This is a genomic window from Phaeodactylibacter xiamenensis, assembly GCF_965229835.1.
GTDB lineage: Bacteria > Bacteroidota > Bacteroidia > Chitinophagales > Saprospiraceae > Phaeodactylibacter > Phaeodactylibacter xiamenensis.
Map to the genome: position 1 here is coordinate 6,724,679 of NZ_OZ245931.1, position 19,096 is coordinate 6,743,774.

Annotated in this window: 13 protein-coding genes; 5 read left to right on the top strand and 8 right to left on the bottom strand. The window is 52.5% G+C overall.

Annotation, left to right across the window (positions count from 1 at the left end; all coding sequences use genetic code 11):
- Positions 1-9: 9 nt before the first annotated feature.
- Complete coding sequence (locus ACO08I_RS25970; protein ID WP_421947556.1) at positions 10-5,751, bottom strand: BACON domain-containing protein; 5,742 nt, start codon at positions 5,749-5,751, stop codon at positions 10-12.
- 626 nt (positions 5,752-6,377) lie between these two features.
- On the opposite strand from ACO08I_RS25970, the gene ACO08I_RS25975 reads away from it, so the two are divergent.
- Positions 6,378-8,099 (top strand): amidohydrolase, encoded by a 1,722-nt coding sequence (locus ACO08I_RS25975; RefSeq protein WP_282775683.1) that lies wholly within the window; start codon positions 6,378-6,380, stop codon positions 8,097-8,099.
- Positions 8,100-8,109: 10 nt separating this feature from the next.
- Here the strand turns inward: ACO08I_RS25975 and ACO08I_RS25980 are convergent, their stop codons facing one another.
- Positions 8,110-9,660: an ABC transporter permease/substrate-binding protein gene (locus tag ACO08I_RS25980; protein ID WP_282775684.1), complete on the bottom strand. Its 1,551-nt coding sequence runs from the start codon at positions 9,658-9,660 to the stop codon at positions 8,110-8,112.
- A complete protein-coding gene (locus ACO08I_RS25985) occupies positions 9,648-10,616 on the bottom strand; it encodes an ABC transporter ATP-binding protein (protein ID WP_282775685.1) in 969 nt (322 codons plus the stop codon). The genes ACO08I_RS25980 and ACO08I_RS25985 overlap by 13 nt, the downstream gene beginning before the upstream one ends.
- Positions 10,617-10,813: 197 nt before the next feature.
- Between ACO08I_RS25985 and ACO08I_RS25990 the strand changes: the two genes are divergently transcribed.
- The 3 genes from ACO08I_RS25990 (at position 10,814) to ACO08I_RS26000 (ending at position 13,499) form a co-directional block, all read left to right on the top strand.
- On the top strand, positions 10,814-11,803 hold the full coding sequence (locus ACO08I_RS25990; protein WP_421947557.1) for a hypothetical protein: 990 nt from the start codon (positions 10,814-10,816) through the stop codon (positions 11,801-11,803).
- A complete protein-coding gene (locus ACO08I_RS25995; RefSeq protein WP_421947558.1) occupies positions 11,796-12,491 on the top strand; it encodes an ATP-binding cassette domain-containing protein in 696 nt (231 codons plus the stop codon). Before ACO08I_RS25990 ends, ACO08I_RS25995 begins: the two co-directional genes overlap by 8 nt.
- A 186-nt stretch (positions 12,492-12,677) precedes the next feature.
- Entirely contained in the window at positions 12,678-13,499 is an 822-nt protein-coding gene (locus ACO08I_RS26000; protein ID WP_421947559.1) for a serine O-acetyltransferase, read from the top strand.
- A gap of 11 nt (positions 13,500-13,510) precedes the next feature.
- Here ACO08I_RS26000 and ACO08I_RS26005 read toward each other — a convergent pair whose 3' ends face one another.
- The 3 genes from ACO08I_RS26005 to ACO08I_RS26015 form a co-directional block, all read right to left on the bottom strand.
- Complete coding sequence (locus tag ACO08I_RS26005) at positions 13,511-13,870, bottom strand: 2TM domain-containing protein (protein WP_052516100.1); 360 nt, start codon at positions 13,868-13,870, stop codon at positions 13,511-13,513.
- Between the two features lie 123 nt (positions 13,871-13,993).
- Entirely contained in the window at positions 13,994-14,344 is a 351-nt protein-coding gene (locus ACO08I_RS26010; protein WP_421947560.1) for a hypothetical protein, read from the bottom strand.
- Between the two features lie 2 nt (positions 14,345-14,346).
- A complete protein-coding gene (locus tag ACO08I_RS26015) occupies positions 14,347-16,770 on the bottom strand; it encodes a penicillin acylase family protein (RefSeq protein WP_421947561.1) in 2,424 nt (807 codons plus the stop codon).
- Positions 16,771-16,803: 33 nt separating this feature from the next.
- Here ACO08I_RS26015 and ACO08I_RS26020 point away from each other — a divergent pair, with 33 nt between their 5' ends.
- Positions 16,804-17,358: a hypothetical protein gene (locus ACO08I_RS26020; protein ID WP_282775691.1), complete on the top strand. Its 555-nt coding sequence runs from the start codon at positions 16,804-16,806 to the stop codon at positions 17,356-17,358.
- Here ACO08I_RS26020 and yaaA read toward each other — a convergent pair.
- Together yaaA and ACO08I_RS26030 are read right to left on the bottom strand one after the other, a co-directional pair.
- Complete coding sequence (yaaA, locus tag ACO08I_RS26025; protein WP_282775692.1) at positions 17,355-18,125, bottom strand: peroxide stress protein YaaA; 771 nt, start codon at positions 18,123-18,125, stop codon at positions 17,355-17,357. The two genes, ACO08I_RS26020 and yaaA, sit on opposite strands and share 4 nt — an antisense overlap.
- A 479-nt stretch (positions 18,126-18,604) precedes the next feature.
- Positions 18,605-19,078: a DUF1573 domain-containing protein gene (locus tag ACO08I_RS26030; protein WP_282775693.1), complete on the bottom strand. Its 474-nt coding sequence runs from the start codon at positions 19,076-19,078 to the stop codon at positions 18,605-18,607.
- Between the last annotated feature and the right edge of the window lie 18 nt (positions 19,079-19,096).

The following is a 19,096-nucleotide window of genomic DNA, read 5'->3' on the forward strand; positions in this document are numbered from 1 at the left end:
AAGGTACAGTTACTGTTTGATCACTTGCTGGCTGAAGGTCGACTCGGCATCTGTGACTTGCAGAAGATAGCTGCCTGCCGGCAGTTGCTTCAGGTTCATTTGGTATTGTTGCCATCCGGCTGAAGTTGCTGTTTGCGCCCCACGGAGCAATAGGCTGCCGTCCAGACTGAAGAGCCGGTATTCAACCGGGCCTGCAGCTGTAGTGTAGTGCCCAATGCTCAAAAGGTCCCGCACCGGATTAGGAGCCACTTGTGGCTTATTATCCGCAAATGCTGCCGCTTCCAGCCCACTGATAACCAGTACATCATCCTGCCGGTATCTGGCTGCCTGCCCGCTTTCAAACAGCGGTTGGTAGAAGGCTGTTGATTGTTGTCCGCCTCTCCATAACTGAATGAAGTAGGGTTGACCGTTTTTCAGCGCTTCCTGCAGGTGTGGCGTGGCTTCATCATCTCCCCAGATGGTTATGGCAAAATGTTCACCTTCGTACCGGTTGCGCCCAAAAACGTTCCCTGCTGCATCCGTAACGGCAACTTCGTCTCCTGGTAGTAACCAGCGGGCAGCAACTGAGGCTGGAAGGATAAGCGTTGCACTGTTGCCGGTAGGCTGCAACCCTGCCGCTGCACGCATTTCCAGCGCGGCTTCTGGTGTGCCCCCGGGTGCTGCATAAAGCGCATTCAAATCGGGGACGATCAGAGAGTTAGGGCTGTAGATCAGGGTGTCTTCAGCAGTAAGCCGGAGATGATAGCCTCTTCCCGGTACCATACTTCCGATATCGTCAATATTTAACGCAGGAATGTAAGTATCCCCGGTTCCATTCTTTGCAATCAGCAGATTAGAGCCGATGCCTGCAAGTTCACCGGCAATAGGCGAGGGGCTGTTTCTGAGATAGGCTACAATCTGCCAGCCTGCACTAAGAGGGATTTCCGTCTGAGGATCCATCTGCTCTCCGGTGATGGAAAGCACTCTGGTGTTCGCCATTTTGACCTGGTAGCCTTGCAGCATATCCCAGTTGCCGATATCATTAATGTTAAATGTGGGGATATAAGAGTTGCCAACCCCATCCTTTACAATAATAACATCCGTAGCCACCGGGCTGAAAATCTGGTCAATGGCGAGGTCTACCGGCATCACATAGCTGGATATGGTATTCCAGCCCACATCCAGGGTGATATCCAGCGAAATATCCAGCGTTACCGTCAGGCTTTCCAGTGCACTGATGCCATCGCTGGCATAGCTGTCCGTATGGGTAATGAGAATATCCGTTGGGGCATAGGTTGCGGTCGCTTCGTAGGCAGTAGACTCAGCGGTGCGCCAAACCATGACTGTAAACGTCTCTCCTGGTGCAAACCCGTCTTTCTCCGGCGTCTGGCTGTCGTCTCCGTAAACGGTGATCACGGTATTGTTTTGTGGATTCCACTGGCCGTAGCCTGCACAGCGCATGGTGTCTGTATCGGTATAGAAGAAGCCGATCCAGTCATCCGTGCTCAGTGGCTGTCCGTCAATGCTGCTAAACAAGTCGTCGGGTACGATTACACTGTGGTTGTTGCCTGTCACCGTAACCGTCCAGGGTGCTCCGGAGGTGGGGATGAAAATACTGTCGAGTTTGCTCAGTCCGTCCAGTGCAAAGCGGTTGGTGTGGGAAATGATATTATCGATAGGAGCAAAAGCTCCCTGTGCATCGACTGTGTCCTGAGTGATGGACTGCAGTACGCGGATCTGGAAAAATTCTCCTTCGTCAAAACCATCTTTTGCAGGCGTTTGGGCATCATCGCCGTAAACGGTTACAGCAGTATTGTTGTTGGGGTCCCATTGCCCGGCACCGGCGCAACGCACTGTCCCGTTGTCGTCATAGAAAAAACCGATCCAGTCAGTGGGGCTGAGAATGCCACCACCTAAGTCGCTGTAGAGCGTATCTGGAAGGACAACGGTATGGGTAATACCCGTGGGGTTCACGGGCCATGGCGCAACGGTAGATTCCGGGTTTTGGTTGATGGTCGCTGTAGTTGAAACACCACCTCCTGAAAACCCAATACTGGCAATACGCAAGGAGCCGCTGTTGTTCTCCTCATAGCATACAGTAATGGTCCCGTTTCCTGTGCCACTGATAGGATTCACGGAAGTGACCCAGGCGGTCTGAGCAGTAGCTGTCCAGGAAGTATTGCTGGCTACTGAAAAAGAGACACAGTTTGCCGGGTGTTCTACCGTTATGCTGGCCGGGGTGACGCTCAGGGTTGCAGCAGTCCCCGCAGCCTGAGTGATGGTTGCCATCTGGGGGGGCAAACCAGGCGTATTGAGGATCACCATCACAGAACGCGGGTTGCCGGAGGTGTTTGCTGTATAGGTGACCACGAGGGTCTGGTTCCCACTCCCTGAAGCAGCAGAAAGGGTTGCCCAGGACTGACTGGTATTAGCGGTCCAGCTTACGTTTGAACTTACTGACACCGTAGTTTGCCCGGCAGGAGCCCCTACTTGCTGGTTGGCAGGGCTCACTGTTAGTACCGGGCCGGTGGCTGCTGCGTTTTGCAGGATGGTAGCTGTTTGTGCGGGCTGCCCCGGACTGTTGAGGGTCAAGGTTGCCGTTCGCTGGGTTGATGACGTATTCTCATCGTAGGAAATGGTAATGGTGGCATTCCCCGATCCGGAGCTCTGAGAAAGCGTTGCCCAGCTCTGACTGGAGGTTAGCGTCCAGCTTACATTGGAGGTTACCTGAACAGTGGTTTGGCCTGCCGGAGCGGTAACTACCTGAGAAGCAGGGGTCATAGCGATATTGGCAGGGGCACCAGTTTGAGTCACGGCTACAATCTGGTCTGCCACGCCGTCGCCAGTAACAAGAACATTCACCGAACGGTTATTGGTGCTCAAATTAGGCGTGGCGGTTAGGGTCACAATCCCGTTGCCCAGACCGCTCAGCGGACTAGCAGACAGCCATGGAGCATTTTCCATTATTTGCCAGTTGGTATTAGACTCAATACTGAAGCCGGCAGTGCCTCCGGTATGCGGTATGCTAAGGCTACCTGGTGTGATAGTCAGAAAATCCGGATTATTTATGGTCAGCTGGTAATCCTCTACTTCGCGGATCCCTCCGGTAGCACAAGGGGCGCTGTAGCCACCGGTGCTCACTGCAATCCGCATACGGGTACTGCCTGAAGACAGGCCGCCTGGGATGGAGAGCTGGCCGCTGAGAGACCCCTGACTGCCACTCGTGCCCTGATAAAGCTGTTCGCCCGCATCATTAAAGTCATCATCCTGGTTTAAATCAACCCACACCCTCCAGTAAACCAGCGTACTTGAAGAAAGCCCCTGAGCCTGCAGGAACAAGGGGTAGCTATTTCCTGGCTGTACACTGGTATTGAGGTGGGTATAATGGCCGTATCCATGGTCATTGCCGGAAATATTATTGATAGCGCCTATGTTGACCCGGTCTATCCAGATGTTTCGGCTGTTACCATAGGAGTAGCAATAATCGTCATCACATCCAATGGTGGAGAATGCTGAAGTAGCAGAAAAGTCACTAAAGTTGCTGCCGCAGTCCGATCTGATCTCCACCTGGTAGTCTGAACAAGGGATGAGGTTGTAGAGGTAATCTGTCGTATCGGTTAGCCATGAAGTTGTGGACCAGGTGAAACTGCCCACAGTCCGGTACCTGATCTGATAAGCGCTGGCGCCGGGAGAAGGCGGCCAGGCAATTTGAGCAGAAGCGTAGCCAATATTGCTGACGGATGGAGCCGAGGGAGTACTGCAAAAACCAGGCTGTATGTTCAGGCTGTAGTCTTCTACATCTGTGAACCCACCGGTGGAGCAGGGCCCGGGGAAGTTGTTGCGGTCCATACTAATGCGCAGTCGGGTGTTTCCGATATTGCTTCCGGCGGGAATCGTGATCGCCCCGGAGACCAATGAACTACTGTTCGTGGCCGCAGAAAGCAAAAGCTCCCCCGGGTCTTCAAAGTCGCTGTCCTGGTTAAGGTCTGCCCATACCCGCCAGTAAACGGGAGCCACGAATTCGTCATCGGAATTCATGATGAGCGTATAGGACTGTCCTTGTACCACATTAGCAGTTAAATTGGTGAAGTTGGAGTATCCATTGCCGTTGCCTGAGTTATTGGATAAGTTACTTAAGGCTACACTGGTGATCCAGGCACTCCAACTGTTGCCGTAGGAATAGCAATAGGCATCTGAACACCCCGTAGTGCTAATAGTATAAGGATTGCTCCAGATACTGGGGATGCCATTGCAAACAGACTGCACCTGCCACTCCAGCGTATTACAAGGAGACAGGTTCTCCATAGTATGTTCGCTTTGGACCAGGCCCTGCTCGACCGTCCATGGGGCAGTTGGAACGGTGCGGTACCTTACATTATAGCCTTGTGCGCCGGGTACCGCTTCCCAATCCTGAGTGATATGAGAGTAATCAGCTGAAACCGTTTCTACATTAGAGGGTGGGCTGCAGGGAGTCGTATAGGAAAAGGAAAAACCAAAATTGTCGGCAGACCAGCGGTCGTCCCATTCAAAGTAATAGCGGGTACCAGCCGTTACATTCAGGATGACCTCACTGGCAAGATTCGGCCCGCTTTGGCTGATAGCGCAGTCGTCATCACTGTTGTCAATTGGGGTGAGGTTGCCGCAGGAGCCGGTGTAAACCCAAAGCCGGGTATTCACATCATTCAGGCAGCTGCTGATGGATATACTTCCATTGGCAGGCGCATCATAATAAAACCAGTCTGCATGCTGAGCACCTCCCGAACAGTTCACACAACCGTTCCCCTCATCGGGCCCGTCAGGGAAGTAGTTTCCATTAGTGGTAATAGGCTGAGCATCCGTACAGGTAGAACCTACACTGGGCGCAGTACCGCAGGAAAGGTAGCCTCTGGCGTTGGTGTTGTAAAAGCTGGCCCGTGCATACTGGCCGGCGGAGAAGGTGTTTCGACAGCTGTGAGGAGCATAAGACATGATATTGGACACGTCCGGATCATAAGGGTCGCCGTTTGCATCGGTAAAGCTGCCGGTATAAACACAGTTAGACACCACATATCCGGTACAGCCTATGCCCAGCAAGCCGGGGTCCGCAGGGGTGTCGCAGATGTCGTCGCCAGCGGTACTGCAGTTAGAGCCGTTAACAAGCTCATCGGTCAGCCCGCCGCAATTGGTCTTTCCGTGGGTATGGTAAAGCCCGAAGTAGTGGCCTACTTCGTGTGCAAAGGTGTTACCGCCGGAAAGGAAACAACTGTTGGCAACGGTAATCAGGTCCCGCCCGCCGCCGGGAAGATAGGCGTACCCGCAAAGGCCGCCCCCTGAACTTGTCGTGAGGCTGCCACCCGGAATGATAATATTGAGGACATCCTCTACGCCATAAGTATTCCAGAAACTGGTCTCTTCTGAAATGCTAAAGTTGAAGTAGGTGTCGCTGTTAATGAAATTGATGGGGGCGCACTGGAAGAATTCCATGTTCGCATTAATGAAAAAGTCATTGACTTCATTCATGCCGGTATTGAACTCCGCTTCCGTGATCCCGCCGGTGCCGTTACTTCGGCGAATGATGTGGACCTGTACAGGGACCATATCCACCATACTGTAACTGCTGCCGGGGGAAAAGGCGGCAGCATAGTTCTCATAGTCCTGTTGCAGACTGTCCATCAATTGGATGGATGCCGGACTGGCAATAGCTCCGCAAGGAGAGACTGTGGGGGTGTTTTGTGCCAGAAGTGGGGGGAGCGCCAAAAAAAACAATCCTAGAAACTGTACCAAACACTTCATAAATATTCGGGTTTTAAAAACTTTAAGAACCCAAACAGATACTAAAACCCCGCGCCCTCTACAGTATACTATGACAGATTAAGTAGCAAAAGGCAGAGCGGCAGGCACAGGCCTGACACTCTGTTTTTGGGCATATCTGTTTGATGTTGTCAATTAATTAATGCCAACCTATTCCACAAGGCTGGTGTATAGCGTGTTCTATTTTGCTGTCTTAGTGTTGTGGGGAAGTGTTGTGCGTTATGCGATCTTGGTAAGATAGATATAATGCTCTCAGTAGGGGGGAGTAAATATAAGGTAATTTCTAATATTTCTACACTTAATACGTCAGGGATTTTATTGGGTTTCAAAATCCCTGTTAAATTTCTTCTGATTTTTTGAAACTGTTGCTCCTCATTCACATTTGTGTTTAAATATGAAAACAAAGATCTGTAATACCTGTAATCGGGAGGAAACCACGTTGTACAGGGTGCAGCTTCAAAAGAAGGGCCCCTGGGTTTTTGTCTGTAAAAGCTGTTGTGAGCAACATCAAAAACGACCGGGGTACCGATACGGCGGGACCTGGAAGGGCTACCGGCATTAGTTTGCCGAAAGTTCGTTATTTTGAGCCCTTCAAATAATGAATTAGTATGAACCGACTCCTTTCCTTTTTCCTGCTCCTGGCTTTAGGCACGGGCTGTAGCCAAAGCCTTTCCGTTGATCAGTTTGCCGATACGCTGATTATCAATGGCAATATTTACACCGTGGACACTTTGTTGCCCGGCGCTGAGGCGGTTGCTCTCAGGGGAGGCCGTATCATAGATGTGGGGAGCACCGCTGATCTAATGGCACTCCGGGGGGACAGTACCGAAGTTATTGATCTGCAGGGGCGCTTTATGATGCCCGGGTTTATTGAGGGGCACGGGCATTTTTCTGGCCTTGGGTACAGCCTGATCAACCTCAATTTTCTCCACACCAGCAGTTGGGAGGAGATCGTGCAGATGGTAGCCGAAGCGGCAGCACAGGCCGAGCCAGGAGAATGGATTGTGGGCCGTGGCTGGCATCAGGAAAAGTGGACGGAGACGCCAAGCCCATCAGTATTGGGTTATCCTTATCACGATGCACTGAGCGCTGTGTCAGCTGATAATCCGGTTATGCTGCGGCATGCAAGCGGGCATTCCCTGTTTGCCAATGCGAAGGCCATGGAACTTGCCGGCGTAACTGCCGAAACACCCGACCCTTCAGGAGGGGAGGTGGTGCGGGACTCCCGCGGCAAAGCGATTGGCGTGTTTGAAGAACGGGCCATGAGCCTCATCAATGCGGCGTACGATGACTACCGGGCCGGTCTTTCTGAGGAGGCAAAGACAGAGGAGTGGTACAGGGCCATTGAGTTGGCGGAAGAAGAGTGCCTGAAAAAAGGGGTTACTTCATTCCAGGATGCGGGGTCCAAATATTTTGAACTTGAGCGCTACGAGCAAATGGCAGAGGACGGCGAGCTCGATCTCCGCCTATGGGCGATGGTCCGCCACAGCTACGATGAGATGAAAGACAACCTCGATGGCTATCCGAAAATTGACATCGGCAACCACTACTTTACCTGCCGGGCTATCAAGTCTGAAGTAGACGGTGCCCTTGGTGCCTTCGGTGCATGGCTGTTGCGGGCTTACAATGATAAGAAAGGCTTCACCGGGCAAAACACCACACCCATCCCGGAGGTGAAAAATATCGCTCAACTGGCTATGGACAACGATATGCAAATGTGCGTGCATGCGATCGGCGACCGTGCTAACCGGGTAGTCCTCAATATTTACGAGGAACAGTTCAGTGCAAATCCGGAAAAGGAAAATCTCCGCTGGCGCATCGAGCATGCCCAGCATCTCGATACAGCAGACATTCCACGCTTTCGCGAAATGGGCATCATCGCCTCCATGCAGGGTATTCACTGTACCTCCGATGCACCATTTGTGGAAAAGCGACTGGGCAGAGAGCGCTCCCGGCTTGGTGCCTACCCCTGGCGCAGCCTGCTGGATGAAGGCGTCATTATCGCCAATGGCACAGACGCCCCGGTGGAGGATGTGGACCCGCTGCTGAGCTTCTATGCTTCCGTTACCCGAAAACGGGCAGATAATGGTTTCGAATTCTTCCCGGAGCAACGGATGACGCGGGAGGAAGCCATCCACTCCTACACCCTGGGCAATGCTTATGCCGGCTTTGAGGAGGACTTCAAAGGCTCTGTTACCAAAGGTAAAGCGGCTGACTTTGTGGTGCTTTCACATGACCTCGTCAATTGTACGGACGAAGCAATCCTCGAGTCCAAAGTGTTGATGACTATGGTGGACGGGGAGGTCAGGTATCAGGCTAAGGATTTCTAAATCCGGCTTTTTACTGTTGGCGGATGAGGTCGGATATAGATTTGATATTCATAGACTCCGCTTGCGCCTCCCGCATCATCAGGGCATAGGTGTTGTTAAATCCAAGCGGAGCAAGCCACTTTAGTCCATATTGGGCCTCAAATTCCCGGCTGACATACCGGTAGACAGCATCGGGCTGTGTAATGATGTGCTCAAGGGTGTCCTGAGGTGGGTTGAGTAGTACCTGCAGCCCGGTCCCGGTGTACTCCGGGTAAAGGTCGATCTCGCCATTGCGCAAGGCATCGAAGCAAATCTTGGTGCCTCCCAGCCCCGGGCGGGTGTCCACATCATAATCGGTGTACCCGTTGATGAGTTGACTGAAGAGCTCCACCAGAATATACTGCTCGGTAAAGATCTTGGAACCGATGATGAGCGTTTCCCCGCCTTGCTTTTGGTCTGCCCGCCAAAGTCCCTCCGCTTTCAGGAAGTCCCGGGCTACCTGTTCAGGCGATATTTTGTCGAAGTCCACCCGGTAATTCAGCACCGTCATCACGGAATCATCAATCCGCCCTTCGAGCAAACCAAGTGCTTCCGTTAGGTTTTTATTTTCCTCAGCCAGCTTTTTCTGCATAATTGGAGCGCAATAATAGGGAGGAAAAGCATGGCGGTCATCTTCTAACTGCCGGAGGCGGAAAGCCTCCACCCGCCCGTCGGTAGCATAGCCGCTGATAACATCCACTTCACTCTCGTAAACTGCTTTATACATTAAAGCATTGTTTAGGATGGTAGTTGTGAAATCCACGCCGTAAGTGTCCACCACCTTCTGATAGCCATCGGGGCGGCCCATGAATTCGGGTGGGAAACCGGCGCTCCAGCCCGGTGCATAAGCCTGCGGCCAGAAGTAGGCGGAAGAGAGCAACGGGATGATTAGCAGCAAGGGCTTGCCTGCTTTGGAAAGCTTGCGCGCGTTGGTGTTTTGCAGCAATGCGAGCAGTTGGTCAAAGATAATGGCGAGCAGGGCAGCGGGCAGTGCTCCGGCGAGGATCATCGTGGCGTTGTTGAGCGCGATGCCTCCAAAGATAAACTCCCCAAGCCCGCCGGCACCGATATAAGCAGCGAGGGTGGCTACCCCTACATTGATCACCGTTGCTGTTCGGAGCCCGGCAAAAATGACCGGAAGGGCAAGGGGCAGCTCCACCTGCCGCAGCAATTGCCCCTTTGAGAGCCCGATGCCCAGCGCCGCTTCCTTAACGGCAGCATCCACTTCGCTAATGCCTGTGTAAGTATTCCGCAAGATGGGCAGCAGGGCATAGAGGAACAAAGCAAAGATGGCGGGCTTGAGCCCAATGCCCAGAATCGGGATCAGAAAACCGAGCAACGCAATGCTTGGAATGGTCTGTAGTATCCCTGTAAAGGCCAGCACTCCTCCGGATAGCCTGGGGCGCCGCGTGATAAATATGCCGGCGGGGATCGCAATAACAGCGGCCAGCAAAAGTGAGATAAAGGTAAGCCCGATGTGCTCAAGGACCTGCTCCATCACTTTTTCCTGATTATCGCTGAAGAAGGTAATTAGTTCGCCCATGACTGAAGGTTGTTTTTAAAGGCTTCGATAAGTAAGGAAAGCGTGAAATAGCGTTGCTGCCCCTGGTAGGTGGTCGAGCCAAGCGGATGTTCGCCCCGTACTTTGGCAAGTCGGTAGATGGCTCTCAGGAGCGGCAGGGTGGGGGATAGGGGCAGTGCATTCCCTGGCAATGGCGGCGCTTCGGGCAGTTCGCTGAAGATATCCCGTAGTTTCGCCGACCGCAACTCGAGCTGTGCGGCTTTTTCCGCCACAAAGTCGGCCACAAACTCATTGGCGGGAGACTGCAACAGGGTTTCCGGTGGGGCGAGTTGCTGCACTTCGCCCCGGTTGAGCAGGCACACGAGGCTGCCCATTTCAAAGGCTTCTTCAATATCGTGGGTTACCATAATGGTGGTCTTGGAGCGCAGCTCCTCCAGCTCCATAAAGTCACGCCGGATTTGCTGCCGGGTCAGCGGGTCGAGGGCACCAAAGGGCTCGTCCATCAGCACGATAGGGGGATTGGCAGCCAGGGCTCTTGCAATACCAACCCGCTGCTGCTGCCCGCCGCTGAGCTCGTTCGGGTATTTTTGGGCAAAAGCGCCGGTATCCAGCCCCAGTTGTTCCAGCAAGGCACCGGTCCGGGCTTTGATTTTGCCGGCCTCCCAGCCCAGCAACCTGGGCACTACGGCTATGTTCTCTGCCACGGTGTAGTGCGGGAACAGTCCCATATCCTGAATGACATAACCCATTTGACGCCGCAACTGCACTACCGGCTGCTGGCTGATGTCCTGCCCGTTTACCCAAACTTTGCCGGCACTTGGTGTGATGAGGCGGTTGAGCATTTTAAGGGTGGTGGTTTTGCCGCAGCCACTTGGGCCGATGAGGGCAAGGGTTTGGCCCTCTTGCAACTCAAAGGAAACCTCCCGGACGGCAGTAAAGTCACCAAAGCGGCGGGTCAGGCCCTGGGTTTTGATCATGGTTTTGTTTTTTTTGAAGCAGGTTCAACCTTACTTATTGGTATTCAGGTGTCTAATCATGGCCTGTGGGCATCAATAGAAGCACTGCTGCTAAAATACAGGAACGGATGCAGAATGTTCAGGATTACGGGAACCGACTGGCGTTTCGTCTGCAATCAGGAGGTGTTGGCAGAATGGTGCTGGGTAAATGACCTGATTTGGCTAACTTGAGCAAGGTTATCAACGAGCGCATGATTTTGTCCATTAACAGTTTCAGGGTTTATTTTCGCTTTCGGGTACGGCAACTCAGGCGCATTCTGTATTCCGCGGGCTGGCCTGGCGTGATTGCCCTGCCGCTGCTGCTGGTCTTTGCGTTGCAGGGGATTGAAGCAATGGATGGGGCACCCGGGTGGAGTATCCCGTTCATTGCGTTGCTCTTGTCCATAAGCTGGCACTACAGGCGTAAAGACCAATTTTTCCTGGAGCGAGCCGGGTTTCCGGTGGGCTGGGTCCTGGGGCTCGAATATGCTATGGTGAGTACTGTGGTGGTATTGCCTTTTCTGATTTACATAGGGAGTTGGCTGATGTGGCTGGCCGCGGTTTTGTGTAGTCTTGCTTGTGGCTTCCTGCCCGTTCGGGCTTTCCGGGCGGCATTCAATCCAAAGTTGAACGTAAGCTGGTTGCCCGTTGCACTTTTTGAGTGGCGGAGCGCGCTGAGGCGTTACGGTGTCCTGTTTGCTCTGCTTTGGTTGCTAAGCCTGACAGCACCCTACGGTATGGCGGTATTGCCGATCGTGTTGTTGCTTTGGGCCAGCTTTATCCCATCGGTATTTGAATATCAGGAACCCCGGGAGGTAACGATAGCAGTCATCGTGAATGGAGGAGGCCTATGGCGGCACGGGCTTCGGCATTTTGCGCTGCAGTTGGTGGTTTTTGGGCCGGGCCTGGCTTTGCACCTGGCTTTTCATCCGCAATACTGGTACCTGGCATTAATTGGTTTAGGCTTTATTGTGCTGATACTTGCTTTCTCCATTGCTTATAAATACGCCACCTGGCACCCAGGCCGCCAACGGGTCATGCAAAGCCTGCCAGTCACCCTGGCTTATTTTAGCCTGTTCTTTCCTCTGCTGTTGCCGGTAGTGGGTTTTTACTTGCTGCGGTTTGTGAAAAGAGCGCGGCATCATTTCAAAATGGCATACGATGCTTAACATCAGTAACCTCACTGCCGGATACGGCCATACGCTTATCCTGAACAATATAAGCCTGGAAACCGCGGCCGGCGAAGTACACGGTATATTGGGGGTCAACGGAGCCGGGAAAACCACCTTTTTTAAAGCATTATGCCGTTTAGGCCCTTCTTTTACCGGGGAAGTCAGCTGGGAGGGAGCGCCTTTATCGCCTGCCGGGATTGGCTACCTGCCCGCTGAGCCTTACTTCTATCCCTATCAGACCGGGCAGGAATACCTTGAATTGTGCAGCCATCGCAGCCCGGGCTTCTCAATCGATAAGTGGAACGGGCTTTTTCAGCTGCCACTACGGGACTTAACGGAGACCTACTCCACCGGGATGCGCAAAAAGCTGGCTTTACTGGGGATTTTAGCGGGGGGCTGCCAGGTATTGCTGCTGGATGAGCCTTTCAGCGGGCTGGACCTCGAGAGTACGGAAATTCTGTATGAAATCTTGGAAGAGTTGAGGCGCAACGGCCTTTGCCTGCTGCTCAGCTCCCACATTATGGCTACAGTAAGGCAGGTGTGCGACCGGGCAAGCTATCTCAGCGAAGGGCAAATCCAGAAAACATTTGGCAAAGACGACTTCCCCGCCCTGGAGCAGTTTGTCAAAACCAAGATACACGACCGTACCAAAGCAGCATGGGCAGAAATACGCAAGCCTTCGTAAAACTTTTCCGGTGTTCAACTTTTATGATTAGACATTAGTAGTGGGGCAAGAATAAAAATACACAACTTTCAAAAAGCTTTTGCCCCAACATTACACAAAACCCGCCCTATGGTTGGTTTTGTGCAACGTTAGAACAAAACCAGTTGTGTATTTTATTTTTCTGGAAGCCCTTATGAATAAATCATCATGAAAGAGCAGCAGTTTATTCAGCAATTGTTCCACGCCCATCGCGATTCCCGCAAAATCCCTTCGCCCAGCGAGGTGTGCAGTTGGCTGGATGGGTTGCTTAGCGTTATGTTTCCAGAACTTTCCAACCGGCGCTACCGCAGCGAAAGGGAGGTCGGCCAGCATTATCAGCAACTGAAGCTGGAGCTCTTCACCTTGCTTGAGAAGATTGAGGACTTGTTGCCTGCCGGGGCAGAGGACCTGGAAGCTGCTTTTCTGGACGAGCTTCCCCGAAATTATGAGCTCCTCCAAATGGATGCGGATGCGATCATGGCGGGGGACCCGGCTGCGGTCAGCCGTACGGAGGTGATCCGGACTTACCCGGGCTTCCGTGCCATTGCGGTATTCCGGTTAGCGAATACTTTTCACCGGCTGGGGGTTCCTTTAATACCACGGATTCTTACCGAGCATGTGCATGGGGTAACAGGGATTGATATACATCCCGGTGCTACCGTTGGCGAGCGGTTCTGCATTGACCACGGCACAGGTATCGTTATCGGAGAGACGGTGGAAATTGGCAACAACGTGAAAATTTATCAGGGCGTAACACTGGGCGCATTGAGTGTCCGCAAAGAATATGCGAAAACCAAGCGCCACCCCACAATAGAGGATAACGTTGTGATTTACTCCGGCGCTACGATTTTAGGAGGGGAGACCATCATTGGCCACGACAGTGTGATTGGTGGTAATGTATGGATTACCCGTAGCGTAGCTCCCGGGTCAAGGGTCTACTACAAAAGCGTCGCTCAGCCGGAGGCAGAGCGCACGCCGGGCGGGATGTAGATTATTGTCATTTAGACCAAGTCTTCATCACGCCACTTTCTTTGAGGTTTTTTATCCAATTCCCGAAGCTCCAGGTGGTCTTCTTCATGGTAGCCACCTTCGAGCCGGCGCATTTCCTTTTCCATTTCCCGCTGTTCCCATTCTGCGGTTTCCCCCCGCATGCCTGGAAAGCCGAATACCTGATAGTAGTGGCTCATTAGCCCCACACCCCATCCCAGGAGTGGATAGATAAACCAAAAGTGGCTTGGTGAAGTGAAGATGTTCAACAAAAACAGGAAAATATTAACAATGAGAAAAGAGCCTAAGTGCTCGTAGAACTTCTTTTTTTCCTTAACCCTTTTGCGGGCCTGTTCGTAACTGCTGTTTTCCATTACGCTGTTTTAGCATTTCGATATTCAAGATAACGATATGAACGCCACCGGTCAAGGTTATTCGACAGAATTAAGGTTTGCAACGTTCTTTGTGCGAAATAAGCCGGTCGAAAAGTACGGCATTTAAGAGCCTGAATCTCCTCTGGCCAGGCTGCCGGTCCAGGCGCCAAGGGCAGCGAATATAGCGCCAAAGAGCCCGGTAATGAGTACCAGCAATGGCCCGCCAAGGCCACCAAAAAGCTCACCAATTCTTGCACTTAAAATACCATCGTTCTGGGCATTAAGGACCGCAGCATAGCCTCCCCACAGCAGTAGCCCGCCCAGAAAACCGCCAAACAGGGCAGGACGGGGGCTCAGGCGGAAAATGAGGGCAATAAGAGCCGCCAGCACCGGCAGGCTCCACCAGGCCAGCAGCGCCTGGCCTACAGCACCACCCACCAGGATGGCTATGGTTGCAGATAATGTCTTTTGCATAGTTATTCAGCAGTTTTGAAGGTGAGTCGGTAAAGGGGCTTAACAGCGGGGTCATCAGGGCCGTCCAGCAGGTGCAGGCGGTTGTACTGCCCTTCCACCCAGGGCGTCACCATAGGATCATAAAAGGCACTGCCTGGATTGCCGGAAGGGCCGCCGGGGAATACGCCCCACGCATTGGGCTGCTCCCCCAACTCTACTACCATACGCCAGGAAGGGCCGTGGTCGGGTTTAATGGCATTAGGCGCATCTCCATAGCCTCCTACGTCCAGGTCTAATCTGGAAAAAGCAGGGATCATGGCCATGTGCCCGATGTCAGTTGACTTATGCTCTGCCCAGGAGACCGGTGGCTGTTCCAGTGCTTTTTTCAGTGCCATTAGGACGACCTCCTCGGCGGTTTCCACCTCCGGAGTAGACTGATGGTCAAAAATGGCATGGCCGGGTTGGGTGGCCAGCAGCTCAATGAACCGCCAGTCTTCAGGCTTAAGGACTTCCAGAGAGTCCTCCCAAACGATGAATTCGTCAAAAGTCTGTGCGTAAGCGGCTTCAAACCAGTCCTCAAACAGGCTGGGTGCTTCCCCATCCTTCGTAAAATTATAGTCCCAGTTTCTCAACGTTTTGACCCGTTCGTGCGCTCGTAATTCGGAAGCCGTGCTGTCGAGTAATTGCAGCAGTACCGGCAGTGCATCCTCCGGTTTCAGGCTGCGGCTGTCCAGTTGGAGGGCTTTCATATCCTCCACGGTAATATTTTCCATCTCCGCCAGGCGACGGTTGATGTAGCGGCCCCGGTAATCGTCAAAGCCACCGTTGTAGTAGTATGGATAATCAGGTGCGGTTGACCGTTGGTTGGCGGAGGAGACAAAGCCCCGCTCGGGGTTGACTACCCGTGGCAGGTGCTCGTGGGGGATAAAGCCTTTCCAGCCTGAAGCCGAGCGGCTGCCGTCCTGTACGAAACGCCCCTGTTGGTCTTCTTTCAGGGGCAGTTTTCCATTTACGGTAATCGCAATATCATTGGCTTTGCTGGCGAAGACAAAGTTTTGGGCTGGGCTTTCCCACCCACGCAGGGCCGTTTGATAGTCTGACAGCCCCTGCCCGCCCATCAGGCGCGTGAAAACACCGAGGGCGTAAAAAGGCTTTTCTGCCGGCTCATCGTGGGCCAGCCAGCGCATCGCCATATCATGATTGGGATGTTCCGGGTCATCGTAGGTGACCGGCCCCCAGACGGTGTAGCGGACGGTATCCCGCAGGGGTTCATCGCGCCCTTTGACCTGAATGACTTCCACGACTTCCCGCACAGGCTTTTCCTCCCCATCAATCCGGTAGGCTGTTTTCTCGGGGTTCGCCCAGTCGATCCGGTACCAGTCGAGCACATCGTGCCCTACATTGGTGACACCCCAAGCCATATTCTTATTAAATCCGATTATGATGCCAGGTACACCCGGGAAGGATACTCCATAGGCATTGTATTCCGGCGTTTGCATTTGTACTTCATACCACACAGCGGGCAGGCGGAGCTGCAGATGGGGGTCATTGCATAGGATGGGGGCTCCGTTGGCTGTTTTTTCGGCGCTCACCGCCCAGTTGTTGCTGCCAATAAATGGCGAGGGGAGCTCGAAGGGCGTTCGGGTTGCACCGCTGCTCAGCATGCTGTCGCCGGTTGCGGAAGATGCCAGGGGTAACGGATTGAAACCCCACTGAACAACATCCGGAATAATGGGGGATTGCTTCGGGTTATGCTCAGGGTAAAGCACCTGGAAAAGGCTGTCGCCAAGCAGTAATCGCGCATTGGTAGCAGGAATGTCCTCGTGCCGGCTGCAAAGGGCTTCTGACATGGATTTGTAAAAAGCGGCGATGTGCAGTGGCGTCCATGGCTCCGGCGCATAACCCAGCAACTTGAATTCGATGGGATAGTCTGCCGGGCTAAGACTATTGATATACGCATTGGCTCCCTCGCAGTAAGCGTTGATGATGGCAGCTTCCTCCGGAGAGGACATCCACTTTTTCAGCGCATTCTCAGCCCCCCACAGCAGCCCTTTGCGCCGCTGTAAACGATCGCGCTCCAGGGTACGCTCGCCCATCACTTCAGACAGGCGCCCGATGGTAGCCCGTACCGAAATATCCATCTGCCAGAGCCGGTCGCGGGCATGGATGTAGCCCTGTATGAAAGCAGCATCATCGTTGCTTTGCGCGAAGATGTGGGGCACACCCCGCTCATCGAACAGGGCCTCACTTTGAGCGGAAAGCTGTGGGAATACGAGGTTTTCGTCCGGAAATTTATCGGCTCGCTCAGCATTTTGCCAAAACCCGGTAAAAGGGCTCAGGAATTGGCCTGTTGCGGGCAGGGGAGACCCCAGGGGCTGGTGCAGGCTGGCCAGTATCGTCAGGCCGGTGGTCAGCAGCAGGGCAAAGAAAAACCTTATCTGTCGCATGTTGTTAGTTAGGGCAATTTAAAAAAGAAAGATATGAAAACTTCCTGGGCTGTCATTGGTCTTTTTTTCATTTGTCTGGCCTGTAGCCCCGATTCCACTGAGCGTCAAAAGGGTACAGGAGACCGCCGGTTTCGCACCACACCGCCCTCCCTGCTGTATTTCAAAAATATGAGGAGCACACAGTATACCGTAGATGAACAGCCCAGGAGCCGCATTGAGCTGTACCGGCTCAGTAAATTTGAACCCGTCACAAAACGTCCAGCCATCTATCCGGTTATCGCTAACAACTGGCTGGAGGATGAAGCATACCTTTTCCTGCAAACCAACGCCTGGGAGGCGGGCTTTCTGTCGCCTTTGACGATATCGCAGGATACCAGCTGGTCTTTAGAAGTCCTGCAACTGCAACCGCCCACGCCAGTACAACAATATGAACTGGGACTGCGCCTCTACGAAAGCCTTAAGCGGGGCGAGGTTTGGTACGCAGCTGCTGCAGACTCTACCTTCGCCCCGCTTTTTGAGGATGGGGATGAACGGTCGTATTTTTTGACTACAGTACGGGATTATCTTAAGCTGACCGATAACGATTAGCTTTCACGGGTAAACACAAAGTGCTGATCTTTGGACAATCGCGCATTAAAACTATAGCCGTCCATATCGAACGCTTTGAGGCCCTCAGGTGCGGTGATGCGGTTTTTGACGGCGTAGCGCGCCATCATACCACGCGCCTTCTTGGCGTAAAAGGCGATGATTTTATATTTCCCGTCCCGGTGTTCCTTGAAGTCAACCTGATAAAGCTTTCCCGCGAGGTCTTTGGGCTTCACAGCAGAGAAATACTCTTTGGAAGCGAGGTTGATGACGCTTTTGTCCTGCCCGTTGGCGTTCAGGTCAGCGTTGAGCAGTTCGGTAATGCGGTCGCCCCAGTATTCATAAAGGTTTTTGCCGCGTTCGTTTTGGAGCTTAGTGCCCATTTCAAGCCGGTAGGGCTGCATCAGGTCCAGTGGGCGTAGCACTCCGTAAAGCCCGGAGAGGATACGGATTTGTGTCTGAGCGAATTTGAGGTCTTCTTCGGAGAAATCCTCTGCGCCCAGCCCAACGTATACATCGCCCTTGAAAGCCAAAACAGACTGCTTGGCATTATTCAGGTCAAAGGGTGTCTCAAAGTCCTGATAGCGCTCCCGGTTAACAGTAGCCAGGTCTTCGCTGATTTTCATGAGGTCCATGAGCTCGGATTCTGATTTATCCTTTAGGAGATCAATCAGAGGTTTGCTGTCACTGAGAAGCCGGGGCTGATCGTGCAGTTCTGTTGAAGACTCACTGTAATCAAGGGTCTTAGCTGGTGAAAGTAGTAAAAGCATGTCTGGTTTTTTATGTCACAAAGTTGCCGATTATTGTCTTGTCCTTATGTCTTAACTGCTCAATGAGTTAAATGAAAAAAAGTGTGACACTATAAATGCTTCTCAATACGATGCAAATTCGTCACGAAAAAATACGATTTATTCCTGTTTCTTTTGTATATTGCATATCGTAAAGCGTATGTAGGATGTCACAAAACCAAATATATTAATTTGGCTATTATTAGAATTCATCCTATGTTTGTGACACACACTTAAGAAGTAGTTTTTGTGTTTATTTGTTTGGGTTAGAGGCCCTTACTTCATTGCAAGTAAGGGTTTTTTTTGTCCCCCTGTTCAAGGGTTGCATCAGAAATAACCCGATCAGGGCAAAAAGGTTTGAGTTAACATGCAGGCGCAAGTTCCACCTGCCATCCCAAAAGAAAAGCCCCGGACTGATTTTCAGTCCGGGGCTTTTTAGTAGACAGTAACGAAAAGAACGATTACTGATTGTTGAACATATTGCCTTCATTGGCAGGTAAGCCAGCAGGTTCTTCCGGCTTCTTCACCACTTCGCCCTTAATGGTCAGCATCTGCTTCTCTTCACCGGCGTTGGTAGTCAGGGTTACGCGCTTGGTGAACTTACCGAGGCGGTTAGTATCGTAGCGGACCTTGATCTCATTCGTTTCGCCTGGTGCGATAGGCTCTTTTGGATATGTAGGCACTGTACAGCCACAGCTGCCTTTGGCATGCGTGATGATCAGAGGCTCTGTGCCCGTGTTGGTAAACTTAAATACACGGTAAGGGTCAGATCCCTGCTCAATCGTGCCGTAGTCTACAGTTTCAGTTTCAAAAGACATCTGAGGGCCTTCTGTAGCTTCTTCGGCAGCAACCGGAGTCGCTGCAGCATCACTCTGACTAAATCCTACAGTAGCTACCAGGGCCAGCAGCGCTAATACGGAAAATACTTTCTTCATCACGTTATTCTTTTTTTT

What these genes read in the sequence shown, in the direction of transcription:
- ACO08I_RS25970 (WP_421947556.1), bottom strand. Translation starts at nt 5,751, where the DNA reads ATGAAGTGTTTGGTACAGTTTCTAGGATTGTTTTTTTTGGCGCTCCCC.
- ACO08I_RS25975 (WP_282775683.1), top strand. Translation starts at nt 6,378, where the DNA reads ATGAACCGACTCCTTTCCTTTTTCCTGCTCCTGGCTTTAGGCACGGGC.
- ACO08I_RS25980 (WP_282775684.1), bottom strand. Translation starts at nt 9,660, where the DNA reads ATGGGCGAACTAATTACCTTCTTCAGCGATAATCAGGAAAAAGTGATG.
- ACO08I_RS25985 (WP_282775685.1), bottom strand. Translation starts at nt 10,616, where the DNA reads ATGATCAAAACCCAGGGCCTGACCCGCCGCTTTGGTGACTTTACTGCC.
- ACO08I_RS25995 (WP_421947558.1), top strand. Translation starts at nt 11,796, where the DNA reads ATGCTTAACATCAGTAACCTCACTGCCGGATACGGCCATACGCTTATC.
- ACO08I_RS26000 (WP_421947559.1), top strand. Translation starts at nt 12,678, where the DNA reads ATGAAAGAGCAGCAGTTTATTCAGCAATTGTTCCACGCCCATCGCGAT.
- ACO08I_RS26005 (WP_052516100.1), bottom strand. Translation starts at nt 13,870, where the DNA reads ATGGAAAACAGCAGTTACGAACAGGCCCGCAAAAGGGTTAAGGAAAAA.
- ACO08I_RS26010 (WP_421947560.1), bottom strand. Translation starts at nt 14,344, where the DNA reads ATGCAAAAGACATTATCTGCAACCATAGCCATCCTGGTGGGTGGTGCT.
- ACO08I_RS26015 (WP_421947561.1), bottom strand. Translation starts at nt 16,770, where the DNA reads ATGCGACAGATAAGGTTTTTCTTTGCCCTGCTGCTGACCACCGGCCTG.
- ACO08I_RS26020 (WP_282775691.1), top strand. Translation starts at nt 16,804, where the DNA reads ATGAAAACTTCCTGGGCTGTCATTGGTCTTTTTTTCATTTGTCTGGCC.
- yaaA (WP_282775692.1), bottom strand. Translation starts at nt 18,125, where the DNA reads ATGCTTTTACTACTTTCACCAGCTAAGACCCTTGATTACAGTGAGTCT.
- ACO08I_RS26030 (WP_282775693.1), bottom strand. Translation starts at nt 19,078, where the DNA reads ATGAAGAAAGTATTTTCCGTATTAGCGCTGCTGGCCCTGGTAGCTACT.